Origin of the sequence: Microcystis sp. LE19-41.2A (assembly GCF_027530405.1) — a bacterium.
In the GTDB taxonomy this organism is placed as follows: Bacteria; Cyanobacteriota; Cyanobacteriia; order Cyanobacteriales; family Microcystaceae; genus Microcystis; species Microcystis aeruginosa.
Window position 1 is genome coordinate 1 of the sequence record NZ_JAPZQJ010000366.1, and the last position, 20,635, is coordinate 20,635.

At 43.3% G+C, this 20,635-nt stretch carries 20 protein-coding genes and 3 pseudogenes; 14 read left to right on the plus strand and 9 right to left on the minus strand.

The window, feature by feature from the left end:
• Window positions 1-70: 70 nt before the first annotated feature.
• Window positions 71-255: pseudogene (locus O9290_RS28210) on the minus strand (hypothetical protein).
• Between the two features lie 38 nt (window positions 256-293).
• Between O9290_RS28210 and O9290_RS14685 the strand changes: the two are divergent.
• Window positions 294-554: pseudogene (locus tag O9290_RS14685) on the plus strand (zinc ribbon domain-containing protein); the annotation flags it as partial.
• A gap of 47 nt (window positions 555-601) precedes the next feature.
• On the opposite strand, the gene O9290_RS14690 reads toward O9290_RS14685, so the two are convergent.
• Window positions 602-1,777, minus strand: coding sequence for a transaldolase (locus O9290_RS14690; RefSeq protein ID WP_287971844.1), 1,176 nt, complete (start codon window positions 1,775-1,777; stop codon window positions 602-604).
• A 209-nt stretch (window positions 1,778-1,986) separates the two neighbouring features.
• Between O9290_RS14690 and rpmI the strand changes: the two genes are divergently transcribed.
• From rpmI to O9290_RS14705, 3 genes are read left to right on the plus strand one after another with little or no spacing between them, the layout of a single operon-like run.
• Window positions 1,987-2,190 (plus strand): 50S ribosomal protein L35, encoded by a 204-nt coding sequence (gene rpmI / locus O9290_RS14695; protein WP_002781071.1) that lies wholly within the window; start codon window positions 1,987-1,989, stop codon window positions 2,188-2,190.
• Window positions 2,191-2,221: 31 nt separating this feature from the next.
• The gene (gene rplT / locus O9290_RS14700) at window positions 2,222-2,569 is read left to right on the plus strand and encodes a 50S ribosomal protein L20 (protein WP_002739593.1); all 348 of its coding nucleotides are present in this window, start codon (window positions 2,222-2,224) and stop codon (window positions 2,567-2,569) included.
• Window positions 2,570-2,582: 13 nt separating this feature from the next.
• The gene (locus tag O9290_RS14705) at window positions 2,583-3,539 is read left to right on the plus strand and encodes a PhoH family protein (RefSeq protein WP_288056732.1); all 957 of its coding nucleotides are present in this window, start codon (window positions 2,583-2,585) and stop codon (window positions 3,537-3,539) included.
• Between the two features lie 399 nt (window positions 3,540-3,938).
• Here O9290_RS14705 and O9290_RS14710 read toward each other — a convergent pair whose 3' ends face one another.
• Complete coding sequence (locus O9290_RS14710; protein ID WP_288056729.1) at window positions 3,939-5,054, minus strand: fatty acid desaturase; 1,116 nt, start codon at window positions 5,052-5,054, stop codon at window positions 3,939-3,941.
• A 63-nt stretch (window positions 5,055-5,117) separates the two neighbouring features.
• Window positions 5,118-5,300: a hypothetical protein gene (locus tag O9290_RS14715; protein WP_036400907.1), complete on the minus strand. Its 183-nt coding sequence runs from the start codon at window positions 5,298-5,300 to the stop codon at window positions 5,118-5,120.
• A 158-nt stretch (window positions 5,301-5,458) separates the two neighbouring features.
• On the opposite strand from O9290_RS14715, the gene O9290_RS14720 reads away from it, so the two are divergent.
• The 10 genes and pseudogenes from O9290_RS14720 (at window position 5,459) to O9290_RS14765 (ending at window position 15,750) form a co-directional block, all read left to right on the plus strand.
• Window positions 5,459-6,964 carry a VMAP-C domain-containing protein gene (locus O9290_RS14720; protein WP_288056726.1) on the plus strand — a complete coding sequence of 502 codons (1,506 nt, stop codon included), beginning with the start codon at window positions 5,459-5,461 and terminating at the stop codon, window positions 6,962-6,964.
• Window positions 6,965-6,970: 6 nt separating this feature from the next.
• Window positions 6,971-7,930 (plus strand): AAA family ATPase, encoded by a 960-nt coding sequence (locus O9290_RS14725; RefSeq protein WP_288056723.1) that lies wholly within the window; start codon window positions 6,971-6,973, stop codon window positions 7,928-7,930.
• On the plus strand, window positions 7,927-10,815 hold the full coding sequence (locus tag O9290_RS14730; RefSeq protein ID WP_288056720.1) for a formylglycine-generating enzyme family protein: 2,889 nt from the start codon (window positions 7,927-7,929) through the stop codon (window positions 10,813-10,815). The genes O9290_RS14725 and O9290_RS14730 overlap by 4 nt, the downstream gene beginning before the upstream one ends.
• A 299-nt stretch (window positions 10,816-11,114) precedes the next feature.
• A complete protein-coding gene (locus tag O9290_RS14735; protein WP_002739985.1) occupies window positions 11,115-11,366 on the plus strand; it encodes a UPF0175 family protein in 252 nt (83 codons plus the stop codon).
• Window positions 11,359-11,844: a PIN domain-containing protein gene (locus tag O9290_RS14740; protein WP_288056718.1), complete on the plus strand. Its 486-nt coding sequence runs from the start codon at window positions 11,359-11,361 to the stop codon at window positions 11,842-11,844. Before O9290_RS14735 ends, O9290_RS14740 begins: the two co-directional genes overlap by 8 nt.
• A 203-nt stretch (window positions 11,845-12,047) precedes the next feature.
• Complete coding sequence (locus O9290_RS14745) at window positions 12,048-12,848, plus strand: formylglycine-generating enzyme family protein (protein ID WP_288056716.1); 801 nt, start codon at window positions 12,048-12,050, stop codon at window positions 12,846-12,848.
• A 440-nt stretch (window positions 12,849-13,288) separates the two neighbouring features.
• A pseudogene (locus tag O9290_RS14750) lies at window positions 13,289-13,489 on the plus strand (PhoH family protein); the annotation flags it as partial.
• 24 nt (window positions 13,490-13,513) lie between these two features.
• A complete protein-coding gene (locus O9290_RS14755) occupies window positions 13,514-14,482 on the plus strand; it encodes a cysteine synthase A (protein ID WP_287733090.1) in 969 nt (322 codons plus the stop codon).
• A gap of 157 nt (window positions 14,483-14,639) precedes the next feature.
• Entirely contained in the window at window positions 14,640-14,918 is a 279-nt protein-coding gene (locus O9290_RS14760; protein ID WP_002757205.1) for a hemolysin XhlA family protein, read from the plus strand.
• A gap of 505 nt (window positions 14,919-15,423) precedes the next feature.
• On the plus strand, window positions 15,424-15,750 hold the full coding sequence (locus O9290_RS14765; RefSeq protein WP_004268636.1) for a DUF433 domain-containing protein: 327 nt from the start codon (window positions 15,424-15,426) through the stop codon (window positions 15,748-15,750).
• A 268-nt stretch (window positions 15,751-16,018) separates the two neighbouring features.
• Here the strand turns inward: O9290_RS14765 and O9290_RS14770 are convergent, their stop codons facing one another.
• From O9290_RS14770 to O9290_RS14790, 5 genes are all read right to left on the minus strand, one after another.
• Window positions 16,019-16,246 (minus strand): hypothetical protein, encoded by a 228-nt coding sequence (locus O9290_RS14770; protein ID WP_004268635.1) that lies wholly within the window; start codon window positions 16,244-16,246, stop codon window positions 16,019-16,021.
• Between the two features lie 2 nt (window positions 16,247-16,248).
• On the minus strand, window positions 16,249-16,722 hold the full coding sequence (locus O9290_RS14775; RefSeq protein WP_043998848.1) for a type II toxin-antitoxin system VapC family toxin: 474 nt from the start codon (window positions 16,720-16,722) through the stop codon (window positions 16,249-16,251).
• Between the two features lie 223 nt (window positions 16,723-16,945).
• A complete protein-coding gene (locus tag O9290_RS14780) occupies window positions 16,946-18,739 on the minus strand; it encodes an SUMF1/EgtB/PvdO family nonheme iron enzyme (protein ID WP_288056714.1) in 1,794 nt (597 codons plus the stop codon).
• 457 nt (window positions 18,740-19,196) lie between these two features.
• Window positions 19,197-19,586: a FitA-like ribbon-helix-helix domain-containing protein gene (locus O9290_RS14785; protein ID WP_002737199.1), complete on the minus strand. Its 390-nt coding sequence runs from the start codon at window positions 19,584-19,586 to the stop codon at window positions 19,197-19,199.
• 274 nt (window positions 19,587-19,860) lie between these two features.
• Window positions 19,861-20,628 (minus strand): PP2C family serine/threonine-protein phosphatase, encoded by a 768-nt coding sequence (locus O9290_RS14790; RefSeq protein ID WP_288058616.1) that lies wholly within the window; start codon window positions 20,626-20,628, stop codon window positions 19,861-19,863.
• Window positions 20,629-20,635: the final 7 nt, after the last annotated feature.

The following is a 20,635-nucleotide window of genomic DNA, read 5'->3' on the forward strand; positions in this document are numbered from 1 at the left end:
GATCCCCCCTGCCCCCCTTGATAAGGGGGGTGCCGATAGGTGCGGGGATCTGATAACTTTTAACGCCTACCTACTTAGGGTTAGCTGAATAAATCTTAAAACCTTGTTGGGTAAGACTTTTAGACCTTTTGTCAATCAAAAAGTACCGGATATGGGAGTGATCGGGGGAAATTTAGGCACTTTTTCCCTGAAAATTAGGTAATTGGCCACCTCAAAACTGGTAAAACCCCACACCCCACACCCCACACCCCACACCCTGCCACCACCGAAAAACTTTTTCAGCAAACCCTACTTATTATCTTAAAGTCGATAAAAACGGAACTTCCCAGGATTGTCCTAATTGTGGCGCAATTACCGGCAAAAAAGCGTTATCGGAAAGAGTCCACCGGTGTGATTCTTGCGGCCACATTGAACCGAGAGATACGGCATCAGCGAAGGTAATCGAGAACCGAGGAAAAAACGCGGTCGGACTGACCGTGTTAGAAAACGCTTGCGGAGGCGGTCGGTTGGGGGTCGTTCAGTTAAACCTGTTTGATCTAGTCAAGAGCAGATGAACCAAGAATCCCCCCCTAAACCGCTCGCGCGGTTTAGCGGGGGAGAGTCAAGCTTCCACTAAACGAAAAGCCGCACCCAAACCGACAGCGATCTCATCGGGAGAAATTCTGCCATCATGGTTAATATCGATCGCATCAAATACCGCATCGGTTCCCGCCCATTCTTCCCGGGTGATGAAACCATCCCCATCATGATCATAGACTCGGAAAATATCTTCGGCGGCGTGTTCTAGGGTTGACTGACCTTCCAACTGGGTTAAACGTTGAATCAGCAATTGTTCTAATAATTCTAAAGCTTTGGTAAAACCTTGAATACCTTCCGTTAGTTTTTCGGAAGCCATGGCATCTTCGGCGTGCATTTTCTCAAAAGTCGCTTGATCCATGGCAATTTTGACAATATCAAGGGTTGCGGCCTGTGCTGGATCGAGCTTACGGGGTAAATCGGCTTCTGTCTCTTGCAATTGTTCGAGCAGTTTCGGAGAAATGGTTAAAAGATCACAACCAGCTAACTCGCAAATTTCGCCGATATTGCGGAAACTTGCCCCCATAACTTCGGTTTTATAGCCAAACTTTTTATAGTAGTTATAGATCTGGGTAACGGATTGGACTCCCGGATCTTCAGCGCCAACGTAGTCTTTACCAGTTTCTTTTTTATACCAATCGAGAATCCGACCGACAAAGGGAGAAATTAAGGTTACTCCCGCCTCCGCACAGGCGATCGCCTGATGGAACCCGAATAATAGGGTTAAATTACAGTGAATTCCTTCTTTTTCGAGGACTTCTGCGGCTTTAATCCCTTCCCAAGTCGAGGCAATTTTAATTAAGACTCTTTCTCTAGAGATACCCGCTTTTTCATACTGGGAAATGAGATAACGGGCCTTGTGGATGGTAGCTTGGGTATCGTAGGAAAGACGAGCATCCACTTCGGTGGAGACGCGGCCGGGGACGATTTGCAGGATTTGCAGACCAAAACCGATGGCTAGGCGATCGAAAGCTAATTTGGCCACATCTTCCGGGGTGGCCTGCTTTCCCAATTCTTTTCTGGCCGCTTGCAGGGTTTGATCGACAATCGGCCGATATGGGGGCATTTGGGCCGCGGCCGTGATCAGGGAGGGGTTAGTGGTGGTATCCTGGGGTGTAAAAGCTTCGATCGCTTGGATATCGCCGGTATCGGCAACAACCACTGTAAATTCCCGTAATTGTTCTAGTAGGGTTTTAGCCATAACTTCTCCAGATGCGTGTTAACGCAAGACTTTATCTGGATCTTAGCGATTCGATCGAGAGGAAGGGGAAAATTCCCGATTGATTTAATTCCCAAGCACAGACCTGGCCAAAGTGGGGATAAGCGCAGCAATCTTTTAGCTACTTCTTGCCCAAAGTCCTTTATTTATGATAGTATTAGTGATTGTGTCGATTTAATAAAACGGAGTTTATGCCCAAGCTAAAAACGCGAAAGGCGGCGGCCAAACGATTCGAGGCCACGGGAAGCGGCAAAAAAATCAAACGTCGCAAAGCCTTCAAAAATCACCTACTCGATCATAAAAGTGCCGAACGCAAGCGCCGTCGTTTGTCCCAGATTACCTTGGTACACGAGCGCGACGAGAAGGAAGTGCGCTTAATGTTGCCCTATTTGTAAGTTTTCCAGAAAAATTGTCTAAAGGATTATCATGTCTAGAGTAAAACGGGGGAATGTCGCCCGCAAGCGACGCAAAAAAGTTCTCAAATTAGCCAAAGGTTTTCGCGGTTCCCACTCGCGCTTATTCCGTACAGCGAACCAACAGGTAATGAAGGCCTTGCGGAATGCCTATAGAGACCGTCGCAAACGGAAACGCGATTTTCGTCGTCTTTGGATTACCCGCATTAATGCCGCTGCTCGTCAACAGGGCATCAGTTACAGCCAACTGACCGGACAATTAAAGAAAGCTAATATTCTCCTCAATCGGAAAATGTTAGCTCAATTAGCTGTCCTCGATCCCGTCGCTTTTGCTAAAGTGGTAGAAACAGCCAAAGGATAATTTAGCCCCAAGCATGACGGAAACTTGGCAAACGATTCAATTCCCCAGTTCAGAAAGTGCGATCGCTTTAGCGGGTCATCAAGAAGCTAACCTCAAATTGATAGCCAGGCAAACTGGGGCGAATTTAGTCCTCAGAGGCCTGGAATTGCGGATTGCGGGGCAACCGACCCCGGTGGAGCGTGCCACAGCGATTGTACGCTCCTTAAGTATTTTATGGCAAGAGGCCAAGTTAATCGCCGAAGCCGATATTATGACGGCTATCCATGCCCTCGATACGGGGCGTTCTAGCGAGTATAAAGAACTACAGCAGGATATTCTCGCTCGTACCCGTCGCGGGGAGCTAATTCGGGCAAAAACCTTCCGTCAGCGTCAATATATCCAAGCGATTCAAAGTCACGATATCACCTTTTGTATTGGACCTGCTGGCACGGGGAAAACCTTTTTAGCCGCCGTTTTAGCCGTACAGGCTTTATTAGAAGATAAAGTAGAACGAATTATCCTCACCCGACCGGCCGTGGAAGCGGGGGAAAAATTAGGCTTTCTCCCGGGGGATTTACAGCAAAAAGTCGATCCTTTTTTGCGTCCCCTCTACGATGCTTTATACGAATTTATCGAAGCGGCCAAAATTCCCGACCTGATGGAACGGGGTAAAATCGAAATCGCACCCTTAGCTTATATGCGGGGACGAACCCTAGCTAATGCTTTTGTTATCGTTGATGAGGCCCAAAATACCACCCCAGCACAGTTAAAAATGGTCTTAACTCGCTTGGGATTCGGTTCGCGTATGGTAGTAACTGGAGATGTCACCCAAACCGATTTACCGCAACCACAGGAATCGGGGTTAATTGCCGCTCAAAAAATCCTCAAATCAGTAGAAGGGATCGCTTTTTGTTACCTATCCCGGGCCGATGTGGTGCGTCATCCCTTAGTACAAAAAATCGTCTCAGCTTACGAACAGCACGAAAAATAACCGATTGTTGAGATAGTCGCTCTTGTACTCTTGCGAGAGAGTATAGAATTAGGGTCTGTTGAAAAAGTTTGTTGGTGGGGGCAGGGTGTGGGGTGTAGGGTGTAGGGTGTAGGGTTTTACCCATTTTCAGGCGGTCAATTACCTAATTTTCAGGGAAAAAGTGCCTAAATTTCCCCCCGATCACTCCCATATCCGGTACTTTTTGATTGACAAAAGGTCTAAAAGTCTTATCCAACAAGGTTTTTAGCTTTATTCAGCAAGCCCGAATTAGGTTAATTTAACGCGATGTGCAACTAAAAACGACAGAATCAGGGTTCCAGAGGATACTTTATCTCTGCTGATTTCTGAAAGCCTTGTTGTAAATCAAGACTAAAAATATAGTTGCACACCGAGTTTAATTTAGCTTTTTCCCCTTAAACTAAAACCGACAAAGACGTAGTTTAAGGAGTTTCGGTATCCCCAAACCTCAAGGAATTGATAACGCTGCCATCCTTTCACCGAGCCAGTCTGAAAAGCTCTTAGGGTGTATAGTTGATTAGCCCAGTTGTGATCGTTTGGTGTAGCATGGTGAACACAGTGCGCCCCTAGGCTAACTGGAAGGATGATTAGCCGGATAAAGACTGCTCCCACTAATTCTATGTACCATTTTAACCACTCTAACCAGTGGTCCGAGTGCGGAGGATAAGCACCCAGATATAGGGCAAAAGATTTACCAATTACCTGAGATTTAGCTCCCTCATTATCATCGGCTTCATAGGCCCAATTATGCTCCGGTAGCTGTTGCAAGAGTGCGGCTGCATAGGTTCCGAGTTGGGTAAATACTGCCCAGAGTAAGCAGATTAAACAAGAATGGGTTAAACCCGCACAAACAGAGGCCAAGAAAAGCACAATCAGGGTAGCTATTTGATAGTTAATGGGAGCTTTAAGGAGATTAGTCAGGCGAGAAAGGAAGGTTTCTCCGTAAAACTTGGGAGAGAGTAATAACTTGCCCAAATTTTGCCAATAGAAGGCCTCTTCTTGGCCAAATTCAAAACCTAACTCTTCTACTAGGTAGGGGGTATTTCCCTTGTCATTCATGGTAGCTAGGTTTTTCGGCGGGTGATGAATTAATAGGTGATCTTTTTTGAACAATGGAAAGGGCTTTTTCCCGGTAATTAAGGTAAGTAAACAACCTAAAAGATGGTTATAAGTGGGATATTGAGGGAAAAAAGCATTATGGGCGCAAAAGTGGGCTATTTCCTGCAATTGAGCCGCTCCAGCTACGGATAGCACCCATACTAGGGGGATTAATTGCCAGTGGCTAAGAGCGATCGCTAATCCTCCTATATACTGGAGTATGCCATAGAGTAATTCTAAGGAGGGGGTGCTTTTCCAGAGAGGGGGAGCAAGGTAGTAGCCTGTTAGCCAGTCAAAGAAAGCTTGTACGAGACGATTATCGCTGAGTTGGAGCATCCCTAGGCGTGGATTATCCCTTAAAGCCGATGCTTGTGTTGGGGTGGGTTTTTTCAGTATCATGGCAGTAGAAAATAAGTTGTACTGTCCTGAAAATGGTTAAATAACCAAATTCAGGCGGTTTTATTAGCTGTGCAGCTGTTCGATTTCTCGGTAGTGCTGGACTAATTGCCCATCACTAAAAAACGGCTTTGGAGAGATTTCTATCTCGATGGCGAGATTAATTACCCAAGCTTCTTTGGGTACATACCCCAAGCGATTTTTTAGCCTCTGGGTTAGTGATTTAATCTGGTAGTTTGAGATGTACATAAGCTCTGAATTAGACTACACTTTTAGCTTATTTCTAGCCCTTTTAATTGTCGAGGTAGTTTTTGTAGCATTTAGTAGTCAATTTGCCAAAGTATCATTAAGTAGCTAAAAGTAGCATTTTGTGAATTGTATTCTTAAAAGGAGAACCACAAGTACAAATGGGAAATAGAAAACCTAAGTCTAAAAAACCAAGTGATCTGAATGAATCAGATTTTTTGGGCATTGTAATGCAGTTAGTTATAAAAGTAGATAATAAGGGATTATCTGATATACAAAAAATCTTAGTAAATGGATTTCGTCAAGATTTAACTTATGATGAGATAGCAGAGAAAAATTACTTAAATTCAGAAAATCTTAGGAAAGAAGCAAATAAAAAATTATTTCCCTTGATTTCTAAAGCTCTCACAGAAGCTATGAAAACGCCTATAAAAGTTCAAAAGACCAATTTTATTACATTAATTGAGCATTGGAATGCTATCGATAACAAGGGTATCTCTGTAGAAAATAGTTTTGTTAAAAGCAAGACAAAAATTAATATATTTACAGAGCTTAAAAATAAATTGTCTGGACAACAACAATCAGAACTGAATCGGATCATAAAGTCTTACTTGCCAGATAATGACAATGCTAATTTTGAAAAAATCATCGATAAAATCATAAATATTCGAGATGATAAAGATTTATTAAGAATACTTTTTAGACTTACTCAAGATAGCAGAATTAATAGCTACAATCGCTCATACATTGAACAAACAATACAGGAGTTAAAGAAACTATTAAATATTACTGACACAGATTACAATGCTTGGACAGCAGAGATAACAGAAATTAATCCAGAACCTGACAATCGAGAAAATATTAACAACTATCTATGTATCAAAATAGAGGAGAGTAAAAGTCAAGTAAATACTTCCCCTGAATATAAATTTGCTGCGTGGTTTCTACAGTTAAATATATCTCAAAGTCAAGGAAATAATTATATACCTCTTCCTGTAGATAGTAGCGTTAGCAAAGATGTTTATACCCAAAAAGATATAACGAACATTTTAACAAAAATTATTGAAGATTGTCATGAGCGAGGAGGTGCAAACTTAAATATTGAATTTTTCACCAATGGTAAGCTACTATATACTAACTTTGAATCTTGGGAATACAATTACTTTGATAGCCTAACTCAACTTAAGAGAGTATATTTTGTTAATGTTCGCTCTCTTATGAGATTGGAGAATAGATATCGGAATCAACCAGTTTATAAAAATTGGAAAAGTAGATGGGAGAGATTAACAACAAATTCTATAGATACACAAACAGTTAATAACAGCGAGTCCTATTTGTGCCAAGAAACAACTCTATGGAGCAATCTTTGCGCTTCAACTCAAGAGGATTTAGAGCAATTATTTAAAAGAAGCTTAAAATATGGCATACCTTTAGCCGTTGGGTCGCGCTGTCATGCTCAGGAAGCAATTCACAGAACAGAAATTAATACACTCTTACAGGGTATTCAAATTAATCAATTGTCCACAAGAGTTCAAGAGGTGAGGCGACAATCACCAGATAATTTAGAAGATGAACCCGAACATCTAGGACATCATCTATTATGCTTTTTAGAAGACCCTAATCGGATGCCCCCCTTCCACTACTTAACATCTCAGCACCTAGGTTAACTAACTATGAGTTCATGGAAAATCTTTCAAGGCAATCATCAAAAACGCTCAAGGGATGAGATTCCCTGGCCAGAAATCCCACCTTGGCGAAGCTTCGCCACCAACAAATCCGAGGAGCGGGGAAAACAACTCATAGTTAACGATAAAACCATCGAAACCGTAAACGCAGCCATTCACCTACGCCGGCCTATTTTAGTCACAGGGAAACCGGGTACAGGGAAAACCTCCCTAGCCTACGCAATCGCCTACGAATTAGACTTAGGAGAAGTATTAGTCTGGCCAATTAATACCCGCACCACCCTACAAGAGGGATTATACTACTACGACGCGATCGCACGTTTGCAAGATTACCAATTAGAAGAAAAAAAAGACATAGGGCAGTATATCCGCTTGGGTCCCTTGGGGACAGCCCTCTGTCCGAGAAATTATCCCCGGGTACTGCTTATCGATGAGATAGATAAAAGTGACATCGACTTACCCAACGACCTCTTAAACCTTTTTGAAGAGGGAAGATTTGAAATCACCGAACTTTCCCGACTCGCTAAAGATACCGAAAACCAACCAATAGAAGTACAAACCCATGACGGTCAATCGGAATCCATCCCCCAAGGTAAGGTAAGCTGCCAACAGTTCCCCATAGTGATTATGACGAGCAACGGCGAGAGGGATTTTCCCCTACCCTTTAAACGTAGATGTCTGCTCTTAGAAATTCCCGACCCCACCCCAGAGGAACTAAAAAAGATAGTAAAAAGCCATTTTGATTATAAAGAAGCCAGTCCCGAAAGTAAAAAAATAGAAGCAGCGATCGCAGAATATGTTAAAAAACGAGAAAAAGGGCAACTAGCAACGGACCAGCTTTTAAACGCCGTCTTTATGAGCATGGGCCAAGATAAACCCACGGGTGCAGAATTAAAGTCCCTTACCGACCTACTATTTACCTATCTCACCGACACAGGCAATACATGACCCAAACCCTTCCCACACCAGAACTGATTGATAAATTTATCACCTTTGTCAAGGGCAGGGGATGGGACCTAGACAGTTACCAGATAGCTGATAGTTTATGGTGGTATGTTCTCACCCAAGAAGAAGAAGGAAAACCCCAACCCCGTCCAGAGCCTAGGGAAGAAAAGGAAGAAACCCCGACCGCTAAAAACCCCCCCCGGGAGAGTAAAAACGAAACCCAAGAGCCAGCAGCCCCATCGGATGAAGTTCCCTTAATACGCGAGACAGAAGCACAAAAACAGCCGGAGAAGATAGGCGCAGACACCCTACCCATTAGCATCCCCGATGCCAAATTCTGGCGAGAAACCCTAAAATTAGGGCGGGCAGTGCGTCCCCTCATCCAAAAGATAGACTCAGCCACCCAAAGACAAATAAACCTAAACAGCACCGTACAGAAATCGGCCGAGTATAGCATCGGCAAGAAAGATGGCAGTTTAGCTCTAATACCCGTTTACCAAGCCAAAAAAGTCCGTTCCCTAGAGGTAGTTTTACTGATTGAAGAATGGGCTTCCATGGTCTTTTGGAAAGAAATGTCCGGGGAAATCCGCGATTGGCTAGAACAAATCGGGGCCTTTCGGGATGTCAAACTCTACCGCATAGGATGGGACGAAGACAGGCAAAATTTAGCCATCCGCACCTACTCTAACGATACTTGCTCAATTCACCCAAAAGATCTCATCCATCCTCGCGGCGAAAGACTTATCCTCTTCTACAGTGATTGTACTTCCCCAGACTGGTATCAAGGACGCTATAACCAAGCTCTTCAGGACTGGGGAAAACACCAAATCGTCACCCTGCTTTCTCCCTTCCCGGAAGCAATGTGGGAAAGAACCGCCCTTAGTCGAGGTTGGTTCGTCTCCCTAGTCAACCAAACCCCCCGGAAACCTTCACAAAACTGGAGATTTACCTCTATCCCCCTGCTGCTACAAATTGAGAAGGAAGAGGAAAATCAACATATTCTCAGAGAAACAATCCAAAAAACCTACTTTCCCCTACCCACCATCTCCCTAACCCCTTCATCCTTAAAAGCTTGGGCGCTCGTTGTCAGTGGTGACAGCAACGCCACCTGTGCGGGGGTACTACTAGAAAAATCCCCCCAAAACAGAGAAATACCCGCAACTATTTCTCCGGAGATGTCTGGGAAGCAAGCTCTAGAACTATTCGCTAGTACCGCCTCACCTCTAGCTTGGGAATTACTGAAAAAATTAGCCGCAGCCCCGGTAAATCTTCCCATCATCCGTCTTATCCAAAGCCAACTTTTAAGCGCCTCTAACCCCCTAAACATAGCAGAAGTCATCCTTAGCGGTTTTCTTAAAGTCTATCTAGGAGGGGAACCAGTGAAGTGGGACAAGGGAGGTAAATTTAACTTTCATACTCCCCCCAACAGCCTAGATTTTGAATTTGATGATGAGGTGAGAGAGCTTCTGCTCACTGAACTAGGGAATAGCCGCGCCTTAGAAGTAATTTTTGTCCTCTCGGAATACATCGCCCAAAAACTTAACCTGAGTACCACCACCTTTTTTGGTCTTATTCTTACCAATCCCCAAGTTCTCCTCGGCAAAGAAGCAGCTAATCTAGTTCGCGCCTTTGCCAAGGTATCTGCTAAGGTTTTCCAAAAGCTAGGGGAAGCAAAGTACCAAGAAATTAGCCAAAAGCTGCAATCTATGGTTGACTCACCTCCACCCCCACCGGTTGAGGAAAAGTGGCTGAGGAAATATAAAACCGTAACCATAGCTAAGGTAAAAGAGCTTACGGGAGGAGAGGAAATATTGTTTCAACTGCTCAAGCATAGACTTAAGGATTTCAGCGTAGAAGATGGGGAACTGTATCAGCGTCTTCGTTTAACCCCTGAGCAGCTTAAAATTTTGGCAAGCGAAGAAATAACCGCCGAGACAATGCCAGTCCAGTTTAGGGAAGTCTTGGATAACACAGAAGAAGAAATCATCACCGAGAAATTTAACCTAACCCTGTTCAAGTCTGAAACCGTTTTTGTGGATGAGAGGGGACAAATTACCGCTAAAGAACCCGTGAGAGCCTTCTACTTTGAAGAAAATCCCCCCAGCTTAAAAATGCTCTATATTCCTTCGGGGGAGTTTTGGATGGGAACCGAAGCGGAGGAAATAGCGCGGCTAGTGGAAAAATACGGTAGCGATTGGTTCCAACGAGAATCCCCCAGACATTTAGTAAAAATCGCCCCGTTTTACCTAAGTCAAACTCCGATTACCCAAGCTCAATGGTTATATATTGCCCAAAGAGAAGATTTAAAAGTAGAGCGAGATTTAAAACCAGAGCCATCGCGGTTTAAAGGCAGCACAAACCCCGTTGAAAATGTATCTTGGTTAGATGCCATAGAATTTTGCCAAAGGCTCTCTAAAATGACCAAGAAACAGTATCGGCTGCCCAGTGAGGCGGAATGGGAGTATGCTTGTCGTGCTGGAACCACCACTCCCTTCCACTTCGGAGCAACCCTCACCTCAAATTTAGCTAACTACAATGGTACGCAATGCTTTGCTAGGGAACCAGCAGGAGAACCTCGCGGGAAAACCACCCCCGTTGGGCAATTTCCCCCCAATGGTTTTGGTTTGTATGATATGCACGGCAATGTCTGGGAGTGGTGTCAGGATGACTTCTGGGAAAATTATCAAGGCGCACCTAGGGATGGTAGTCCTCGGCGAGAAAAGAGCAAAAAACAGCAAAATCAGGCAAATAAAGCTCTGCGGGGCGGTTCTTGGTACTACCGTCCGCATTACTGCCGTTCCGCTTGCCGCGGCAGCTACTACCGCCGCGACACCTTCTACAACGTCAGCGGTTTTCGGGTGGTGTGCGGTGCTGGGAGGACTTTGTAACCCTTTTTCTCTTTTTTTCCTTTTTACCCTTTTTCTCTTTTTCGATTTTTTTTTGAACAAATGTACTATATGAGGTTGGCTGATCAGTAGCTGGTTATAATTAAATTGAAGACGGGTTTTAGGTTTTCCCCTTATCAAGGTAGGGTTGATTCATGAATCAACCCTACAATCAAACCTAGAATCAACCCTACAATCAAACCTAGAATCAACCCTACAATCAAACCTAGAATCAAACCTACAATCAACCCTACAATCAAACCTACAATCAAACCTACAATCAATTAATCCTAGGATTCATCATGTACCAAATCACTCTTTCCCTACCCGATGAAACCGCTCTCGCTTTACATCTCACCCCAGAACAACTAGCACAGGAAATCTCTCTTCTTGCTGCCATTAAACTTTATGAATTGGGAAAACTTTCCTCTGGCACTGCTGCTAACTTAGCAGGTATTCCGCGAGTTGTTTTTCTCTCTAAACTTGCAGACTATGGAGTTGATACCTTCCGACTCAAGGAAGCAGAATTAATCGAGGATCTGGCTAATGCCTAACGTCATTGCCGATACATCACCGATTCAATACCTCTATCAGACTAACTTACTTGACTTACTACCGAACTTTTACGGACAGATAATTATTCCTTTTTCAGTAGCTCAAGAGTTAGCCGTTGGAAAAGCTTCTGGAATCTCTTTACCTGATATAACCTCCTTAAGTTGGATAATTATTCAACAAGCAAAATCAGTTTCTCTTTTACCCCTTGTCACTGATTTAGGAAAAGGAGAAAAAGAAGTATTAGCTTTAGCAATAGAAATTACCGATTCTCTCGCTTTACTTGATGATGGCTTGGCGAGACGATATGCAAATTTATTAGGAATAAAACTCACTGGTACAATGGGAATATTATTAAAGGCTAAACAAAATGGTTATATACACCGTATTGAGCCAATTCTTAATCAACTAGAATTGCTGAAGTTTCGCTTAGATGCCACTACTCGTACTTCTGTGTTAAAATTAGCTGGTGAAGGATAGAGTATAAAATCAATTTTTAATTTAATTATAATCACTTACTTAGGGCTTGCTGAAAAAGTACGGGCGAAGCATTCGGATAGAAAATCTACGGTTTCACCGATAGGTTATGCCCGAATGCTTCGCCCCTACAGGACGCGGGCCGATACAGGACACTAAAACCCTTACCTCGTCTATATTTCACATTTATTCAGCAAACCCTACTTATGCCTACAATAATCATCCAAAAGACCCAAAAACGTCTTTTAATCTATAGAGAAAAACTCACCGATGACCTAGAAATAGAATTAGTCAAAATACCATCGGGAACCTTTACAATGGGTTCTTCAGAACAAGAAAGTAGTGATAAAAGTGAAAAGCCGCAACACAACGTCACCCTGAAAAACTTTTTGATGGGTATTTATCCCATTACCCAAGCTCAATGGTTATATATTGCCCAAAGAGAAGATTTAAAAGTAGAGCAAGATTTAAAACCAGAGCCATCGCATTTTAAAGGCAGCACAAACCCCGTTGAAAATGTATCTTGGTTAGATGCCGTAGAATTTTGCCAAAGGTTATCTAAATTAAGTAAAAGAAAATATAGGCTACCAACGGAAGCTGAGTGGGAGTACGCTTGTCGAGCGCAAACCAAACCCTTAAATCTCCACAAAGGAGAAACCTACCCCCCCTATCACTTTGGGGAAATTCTTACCCCAGATTTAGCCAACTATAATAACAATCTCCAAAAAACCACCCCTGTTGGGCAATTCTACGCCAACGACTTTGGTTTATATGATATGCACGGAAATGTCTGGGAGTGGTGTCAAGATGATTGGCGCGAAAACTATGAGGAGATAAAAAAGAGCAAAAAACAGCAAAATCAGGCATATAAAGCTCTGCGGGGCGGTTCCTGGGGCTACGGTCCTAATAGCTGCCGTTCCGCGATTCGCTACGTCAACTACCGCCGCGCCTTCCGCTTCTTCAATCTCGGTTTTCGGGTGGTGTGCGGTGCTGGGAGGACTTTGTAACCCTTTTTCTCTTTTTTCCCTTTTTACCCTTTTTCGATTTTTTTGAGCAGATGTACTATATATGTACTATAAAAGGATTGAGAGAATTATCATGAGTAGAAAAAGGGTTTCTCGGAGAAACCCTTTTTCTGTGGGTTACTCAACGGATTTAGGATAAATTGCTTGTTGAGACGAGACAAGAGGCAATAGTAAAGGGATTGGGGGAAGTTCAACTAATCTAAGAATAAGCGGTTTAAATGCGTCTTAGCTTACATCAACAGCTGCTCATGGCTCTCCTATTCTTTGTGTGATCAGCTTAACTTACATAGGACTGATCGATCTTTGTGTCCTCTGTGTCTCTGTGGTTCCTTCCACTCGCTCGCCAGCAGGACTGTATCAGCTAAAGTGGTAGAAATTGACCAACGATTCAATTCCCCAGTGGAAAAAGTGCGATCGCATTAATGGTCTTAACTCCCTTGGGATTCGGTTCGCGCATGGTAGTAACCGGAGATGTCACCCAAACCGATTTACCGCAACCACAGGAATCGGGGTTAATTGCCGCTCAAAAAATCCTAAAATCAGTAGAAGGGATCGCTTTTTCTTACCTATCGCGGGCCGATGTGGTGCGTCATCCCTTGGTACAAAAAATCGTCTCAGCCTAGGAACAGCACGAAAAATAACAGATTATGGATATTAAAAATGGTTTCGTCGATGCGGTGGGTAATACTCCCCTAATTCGTCTCAATAGTTTTAGCGAGGAAACCGGCTGCGAGATTCTCGGTAAGGCCGAATTTCTTAACCCCGGTGGTTCGGTCAAGGATCGCGCCGCTTTATATATTATTCAAGAAGCGGAAAAAGCCGGTACTCTCCAACCGGGGGGAACCGTTGTCGAAGGAACCGCCGGCAATACTGGCATCGGTTTGGCCCATATCTGCAATGCTAAAGGTTATAAATGCCTGATTATCATTCCCGATACCCAATCCCAAGAGAAAATCGACCTATTGAGAACATTGGGTGCAGAAGTGCGTACTGTTCCCGCCGTTCCCTACCGAGATGCCAATAATTACGTTAAATTATCGGGGAGATTGGCCAGTGAGATGGAAAATGCTATCTGGGCCAATCAATTCGATAATCTGGCTAATCGTCGCGCTCACTACGAAACCACCGGCCGGGAAATCTGGGAACAAACCGACGGTAAAATTGATGCTTGGGTGGCTGCCACGGGAACCGGGGGAACCTACGCGGGGGTGGCGATGTTTTTAAAAGACCAAAATCCCCAGGTGCGCTGCCTGGTGGCGGATCCGATGGGTAGCGGTTTATATAGTTATGTGAAAACCGGGACAATTACCCTGGAAGGTAGTTCAATTACCGAAGGGATTGGTAATAGTCGTATTACGGCTAATATGGAAGGCGCACCCATAGATGATGCCATTCAAATTGATGATCCCACTGCCATCAAAGTTGTTTATCAACTATTACAAAAAGATGGTTTATTTATGGGTGGTTCTGTGGGTATTAATGTCGGTGCTGCCGTGGCTTTGGCTAAACAAATGGGGCCAGGCCACACCATAGTTACTGTTCTGTGTGATGGTGGGTCTCGTTATCAATCTCGTTTATATAATCCTCAATGGTTAGCTGAGAAAGGATTGGCTTAATCAGGAATTATCGGCTCATAAATTAGTGGAGATCATGGTAGCGGTAGGGCAACAATTAGAGAAGGCAGCAGGGGAAAATGAGGCGCAATGTTTGGCAAGCACTTGAGACAAGATAGACAATAATACTGATAACTATCATTATTAGGAGAATCATCAGATGTCAGTTACTATTGAACAAGACCTCAAAGAAATTTTAGGTTCAATTAATCAGAAGTTAGATAATCTGCAAAAAGATGTTATGGATATTAAAATAGTACAGGCGAGATTAGAGGAAAAAGTCGATAGTTTAGAAAAAGATATTGAAGGAGTAAAAGAAGATACAAAAGAATTAAAAGGCTCTCAGAAAGCCCAGATTTGGACGTTAATCGGCATCTTGGGAACAGCTTTACTAGGAACAGTCATTCGCTATATTATTCTCCCTTTTTCTCAATCATAATTAGGGTTTGCGGCAAAAAGTTTTTCCTGGGGGCAGGGTGTGGGGTGTGGGGTGTAGGGTTTTACCGATTTTGAGGTAGTCAGTTACCTAATTTTCAGGGAAAAAGTCCAGGAATTTTACCCCCGATCACTCCAATGGTAGGCACTTTTTGAGGGAAAAAAAGTCTAAAAGCCTTATCCAACAAGGTTTTTAGATTTATTCAGCCAGCCCTAAGTAGTTAAAAATTAACACTACCTCAATTTTCTCAAAAAAATCGACCCGTCGCTAGGCGGGAGACAAAGGGCAAAAGAGCAAAAGAACAGAGGGTTAAACTCCTGGGGAGACACACGCAACCCGAATGATAAAGGTGGTGCGTTACGGCGGATTGTTAATTTGAGTTTTTTGACCGAATTGATAGCCGCAAACACGCACCCTAGACTCTACTAAAAGTGGGAGTTTTTCAACCCAAATTTTCTGGTAAAATGATTGAGGATAATTGGCCAAAACTTTATGGGGATTTAAGCCTGTGATCATCAAAGAGTTAGAAGAGCAACTTCTTGCCCTCAAACCTAGGGAAAAAGTGCAGGTAATCCAGTTACTCGCTCAAAGTCTTGGTGGTAATTGGCAGGGAATTGAGAAAACGCCTAAAGTTTGTGGTGGACAAGCCTGCATTGCCAATACAAGAATTCCAGTTTGGGTGTTAGTAGAAGCTCGTCGTCTTGGTTATAGTGATGCTGATTTATTAACAAGTTATCCAACTATTAAGGCTACGGATTTAGCTAATGCTTGGGTATATGCGGCAGCTCATGAAGATGAGATTGATTTACTCATTGAGCAGAATCAGGCAGTTTAGGGGATGATACTAAATCCGCTTATTAAAAACTGATTATTTATTCTCCGTTTTGCCTGTTGTCTGTTGCCTGTTGCCTGTTGCCTGTTGTCTGTTGCCTCTCCTGATATGTAGCCTATACTCAACGGATTTAGTATTAGATTAAACTGCTCCCAAAAAGGCAAAAGCTGCCTGGGACGCACCCTAAGATATCTGAGGCCAGCAATGCTCTAAAGTTGATAATTTAATTGGGGACAATTTGCCGAAAAAGCTTTTACTTCGTCATCCCATTCTAACTTGAGCGGCGACTGGTATCCATTGTATCATCACCAATATCTTTCGGTCGTCCGCTCCAACGTTTTGCTAGACCGGGTTTTCGCGACAAGGTGACAACTTCTCTGCCACTTTCCGCTTGCTTCTTGCGTAGATCTGCAAAGATTGCATCCAAGTCATAGTTGAAGGACTTGGCATACTCTTCACGGATTCGGTGGATCTCTTCGACGATCTCATCATGAAACATAATCAACCTCCTAACAGTTGGTTGGGTGTACAAAGAATCGGTAACTCGTATCCAAAATCAATGCTGATCTCTGCCAATTTTCTCTGAATTTGAGCATTAGCAATATGCTTACAGTTCCACGTTAACAGATAATCCATACCGTGGACAGTTGCGGCGGCAATGTGGATCGCGTCAACTTTCGCTTTTGGAGGCAGATTACTGCGGGTTAAGAATTGTTTAGCCAAACCTTGTGCAGCTTCGTTCAATGCTAACAAGGGAAAATCACGCAAAATATCCAGCCTTTCGGAGGCGATCGCTGTATCTCCTTTAGTTACTTCCTCTAGGACAGCCTCGGAAGTGTACAGAATAAAGTCGTTTCGACGAAATTCCCACCATTCCCTCGTTATCTCAATATTAGCCGCCACAATAATATCTCTGCTGGGTCGAGCAGTTAGGTAGCCTAAGATACTGGTTTCAATATAGACGCTTTCGCTCACGGCAATAGGAGAAAATCTATCCAACGTCCATCATACCCTATTTAATCTTGGTTCCGAGGGTGTTGGGTAACAGTCGTCAACCCAACTACGGGCTGCTTTCAAAAAGGCAAAAGCTGCCTGGGACGCACCCTAGAAAATCTCAAAAAAAAATCGACCCGCCTAAGGGCGGGAAAAAGTAAAAAAGGGGAAAAAAGGGTAAAAAAGGGTAAAAAGAAAATAACGGTTACAGAGTCCTCCCAGCACCGCACACCACCCGAAAACCGAAGGAGTTGAAGCTGCCGCGGCGGTTGTTGAAGTAGCGGAAAGCGGAACGGCAGTAATCCGGATTGAAGTACCAAGAACCGCCCCGCAGTATTTGATAATCATTATCCCTTATCAGCCAAGCACTGCCATCCCTTGGCGCTCCGATATAGTTATCGTGCCAATTGTCTTCGCACCACTCCCAAACATTGCCACTCATGTCATAGAGTCCCCAACCATTGGGCCTTTTCTGGCCCACAGGATGAGTTGTCTGCTGAGAATTTCCGCCATACCAAGCGTAATCTCCTAACTGATTGGCATTATCACCGAAATAAAAGCGAGTAGTAGTCCCCGCACAACAAGCATACTCCCATTCCGCTTCCGTCGGTAGGCGATAGGTTTTCCCGGTTATTTGACTCAATTTCTGACAAAAGGCTTGAGCATCATCCCAACTAACCTTTTCTACCGGATTTTGGGGATTATTTGAAAAATGAGAGCGATTGGTTCCCATTACCGCTTGATATTGTGCCTGAGTCACTGGATATTTGCCAATCGCAAAACTGTTGACTTGAACTTGGTGTTGAGGCTTTTCATAGCTTTTAGCATTGGGATCACTATCAGGAGAGCCCATGAGAAATTGACCTGCTGGTAAGCCTACCATTTCCAGTGTTATTCCATTGGGTAGGTTTTCGGTGAAGTTTGTCAGTGGAGTTGGCGCTACTTTAGGTGACGGTGTAGATGTCACATTAGCGATACTTTTCCCTGGAAAAATATCAAAATTTAAATCACTAGATCGCTCACACCAATAACACTTTCCGTAACTGCGGTTGTAGTAATGATTATCAACTTTGCCACAGCGTATAACCTCTTTTAGTGCAGCTTCCAAAGTACCGCGCCATTCCTCAGCCGTCGGTCGTCTGTCGGGGAATTTATGTCCCTCATTGAAACAGCGCAAAAATAAGGCGTGTAAGTCGCGATGTAAAATATTTAATGGGATTGTTGTATTACTAGGTACAAGCAATTTATCCCCAGAAAAAGGCCATAGTCCCCGTCGAATTAGTTCCGACTGTTCCAGGGAATCCCCTCCTCCTTGCCACAATCCCCGAAACGGCGGCCCGCTAAATAATAGATAATAAATAACAACTCCTAATCGAAAGCGATCATGCACTTCTGTTTGATCTACATCTGCTATATTCACTCCGATTAATTCCGCCGGCGTAAATCCTTCTGAACCAACTAAACACCGATATATTTTACTACTATCCGGATCTGATACTTGAAATGAATCTGTATCAATAATCGTAGGCAACGCCCGATTATTTACTAAGATATTTTCTAGCTTGATGTCTCCCAAAACATAACCTTTAAGGTGAATTGCTTCGATAATAGCGGCTATATTCCGCGCTACTACATGAAGAAAATACCAATTAGTTTCTAACTTGTATTTTCTTCTCATTATGGGCGTACAAAGCTTTAATAATGTTTCTGAACCCACCACTTCTGGCATTAAAAAACCAACGACTTTTCCCTGGTTATCTTCCAAGATAGAATAGGGCCAAGCGAAGGAAATATGGTTAAGATGAGCGTTAGGATCACTGGGACGATTTCTCACCATTAACTGTAATTTATCAACCCTTTCATTATGGGGATTGTGGTAGATTTTCGCTAAGTACCCATTAAAGTTAGTGTGCCATACTTTCGCTTCGCCACTGTCGGCCATTTCTTGCGTCAGGGTAATCAAGCGATTCTGTAGTTGACAGCGATAAGTTAAAGACATCAAAAAATCTCCGAGTATTTGTGCTGTTCAGAAAAATTTATCTAGTCGTTTCTAATAAGTTAGATATAAGTAGCTGGTTATAATTAAATAGATTTTGGGTTCGATCCCCCCTGCCCCCCTTGATAAGGGGGGTGCCGATCCCCCCTTAATCCCCCCTTGATAAGGGGGGTGCCGATCCCCCCTGCCCCCCTTGATAAGGGGGGTGTCGATCCCCCCTTAATCCCCCCTTGATAAGGGGGGTGCCTGACAACTTTTAACACCTACCTACTTATTATAAGTGTGAGCATCTTGCTCACTTACTAATAATATTAAGTAGCTGGTTATAATTAAATTAAAAATGGATTTTGCCTTTAATCCCCCCTTGATCCCCCCTTGATAAGGTAGGGTTGATTCATGAATCAACCCTACCCTTGATAACGGGGGTGTCTGATAATTTTTAACGCCTACCTACTTAGTATCAATCAAATACTGGTTTGGCTGTGTCATCTTGAACGCGATCAAAGTCTGAATCGTTGCCAACGTTGGGAATCTGGCGTAGCACCTCTGCTAGGGATTTTCGTTGCGGTTGCAGCAAGGCTTTTTCTAAGATTTGGCGGTGTTCGGCTTCGGCACTGATCCCGTGTTGGCTGGCTCGCTTTTTGAGAGCTTTGACGATGGCTTCATCGATATTGCGGACGATTAAATCTGCCATAGGTTGTATAGTTAATTGCTGCTTTGATGTCGAAAAAGATACTGTTTCTTGGGTAAGGAATTCATCACCTAACGGCGGAATATCAGAATAATCGATATTCTCATCCGTCATCGCATCAATTCTCTTCAAGTCGCTTTTGATAGATTTTTTGCTCACGATTGTTTTACCTGGGAACGCTATGATCCAGAAACCCGGTTTCTTAAACCCCTCAGTTTCTTAAACAAAAAGTCCCATCGTAGGTTGGGTTGAACGATAGTGAAACCCAACACTTTTTAATAATTGAGTTGGGTTTCGTTCCTCAACCCAACCTACAGATTACTTTTGATAGATTTTCTGCTCACGATTGTTTGAGGTAGATTCGTTAATATTAGATCCCAAGGTAGCACCTTGACACAAGGGATCAAAAATTTCGATCCAGAAACCGGGTTTGTCAAACAAACCCGGTTTCTGAACAAAAAGCTAGGAGTAAGGTTTTATCATCGGTTGTTAACTTATTTAAATCCTCCCGCTCTAAAAATTCTTTGAGGTCTTCTTGCAATGGCGTTTCTGTCTGTTGTAAATATTCCTCTAATGGCTGAAAAAAAGGCGGAAAAGGCTGCCAATTTTTATAATCGATCGATACCTTTTCCACTCCATCCGTCGCCACACAAATAAAGGCAACTGGCTCGGTTAAAATTTTTATTTGCATCTCCTCCAAAGCATTACTAGAAATAACAAAAGTGGTTTCATTGATGTATTCCCCCTTGTCAGGCTGCAACAATAACTGATAATTTCCCCCCAGAGGTTTGAAGACAATAAAACCATCTCCTATCTGCATCGCCGCTAACCGTTTTGAAGTAACCAAAACAACCAGTAAAGTTGTCGCTAGATCATTAATGTCTAACTGTTCTTTTTCGGTTTCTTCTTGGAGAATTTGCTGAACATAAGCCAACAGTCGCCGGAATATTTCCTCTAATTCTGCTTCAGTTTCAGTTGCCGCAAATGCTGTTTTTTTGAGATTTTCCTCTAAAAATTGCAGCGCTGCTTTAACTGTTATTTTCGCACCCAAATCCGAATGTTTGGCACTACCGGCCCCATCGGCCACGGCTCCAATCAAAACATCCTGACCCAATACTTGATAAGCACCGTAATCTTGACAGGGTAATCCCGCTTGGATATGAAAACTACCGACCACCGACTGACATAATGTTCTCCACATAATTAAC

What these genes read in the sequence shown, in the direction of transcription:
- O9290_RS14690 (WP_287971844.1), bottom strand. Translation starts at nt 1,777, where the DNA reads ATGGCTAAAACCCTACTAGAACAATTACGGGAATTTACAGTGGTTGTT.
- rpmI (WP_002781071.1), top strand. Translation starts at nt 1,987, where the DNA reads ATGCCCAAGCTAAAAACGCGAAAGGCGGCGGCCAAACGATTCGAGGCC.
- rplT (WP_002739593.1), top strand. Translation starts at nt 2,222, where the DNA reads ATGTCTAGAGTAAAACGGGGGAATGTCGCCCGCAAGCGACGCAAAAAA.
- O9290_RS14705 (WP_288056732.1), top strand. Translation starts at nt 2,583, where the DNA reads ATGACGGAAACTTGGCAAACGATTCAATTCCCCAGTTCAGAAAGTGCG.
- O9290_RS14710 (WP_288056729.1), bottom strand. Translation starts at nt 5,054, where the DNA reads ATGATACTGAAAAAACCCACCCCAACACAAGCATCGGCTTTAAGGGAT.
- O9290_RS14715 (WP_036400907.1), bottom strand. Translation starts at nt 5,300, where the DNA reads ATGTACATCTCAAACTACCAGATTAAATCACTAACCCAGAGGCTAAAA.
- O9290_RS14720 (WP_288056726.1), top strand. Translation starts at nt 5,459, where the DNA reads ATGGGAAATAGAAAACCTAAGTCTAAAAAACCAAGTGATCTGAATGAA.
- O9290_RS14725 (WP_288056723.1), top strand. Translation starts at nt 6,971, where the DNA reads ATGAGTTCATGGAAAATCTTTCAAGGCAATCATCAAAAACGCTCAAGG.
- O9290_RS14730 (WP_288056720.1), top strand. Translation starts at nt 7,927, where the DNA reads ATGACCCAAACCCTTCCCACACCAGAACTGATTGATAAATTTATCACC.
- O9290_RS14735 (WP_002739985.1), top strand. Translation starts at nt 11,115, where the DNA reads ATGTACCAAATCACTCTTTCCCTACCCGATGAAACCGCTCTCGCTTTA.
- O9290_RS14740 (WP_288056718.1), top strand. Translation starts at nt 11,359, where the DNA reads ATGCCTAACGTCATTGCCGATACATCACCGATTCAATACCTCTATCAG.
- O9290_RS14745 (WP_288056716.1), top strand. Translation starts at nt 12,048, where the DNA reads ATGCCTACAATAATCATCCAAAAGACCCAAAAACGTCTTTTAATCTAT.
- O9290_RS14755 (WP_287733090.1), top strand. Translation starts at nt 13,514, where the DNA reads ATGGATATTAAAAATGGTTTCGTCGATGCGGTGGGTAATACTCCCCTA.
- O9290_RS14760 (WP_002757205.1), top strand. Translation starts at nt 14,640, where the DNA reads ATGTCAGTTACTATTGAACAAGACCTCAAAGAAATTTTAGGTTCAATT.
- O9290_RS14770 (WP_004268635.1), bottom strand. Translation starts at nt 16,246, where the DNA reads ATGTTTCATGATGAGATCGTCGAAGAGATCCACCGAATCCGTGAAGAG.
- O9290_RS14780 (WP_288056714.1), bottom strand. Translation starts at nt 18,739, where the DNA reads ATGTCTTTAACTTATCGCTGTCAACTACAGAATCGCTTGATTACCCTG.
- O9290_RS14790 (WP_288058616.1), bottom strand. Translation starts at nt 20,628, where the DNA reads ATGTGGAGAACATTATGTCAGTCGGTGGTCGGTAGTTTTCATATCCAA.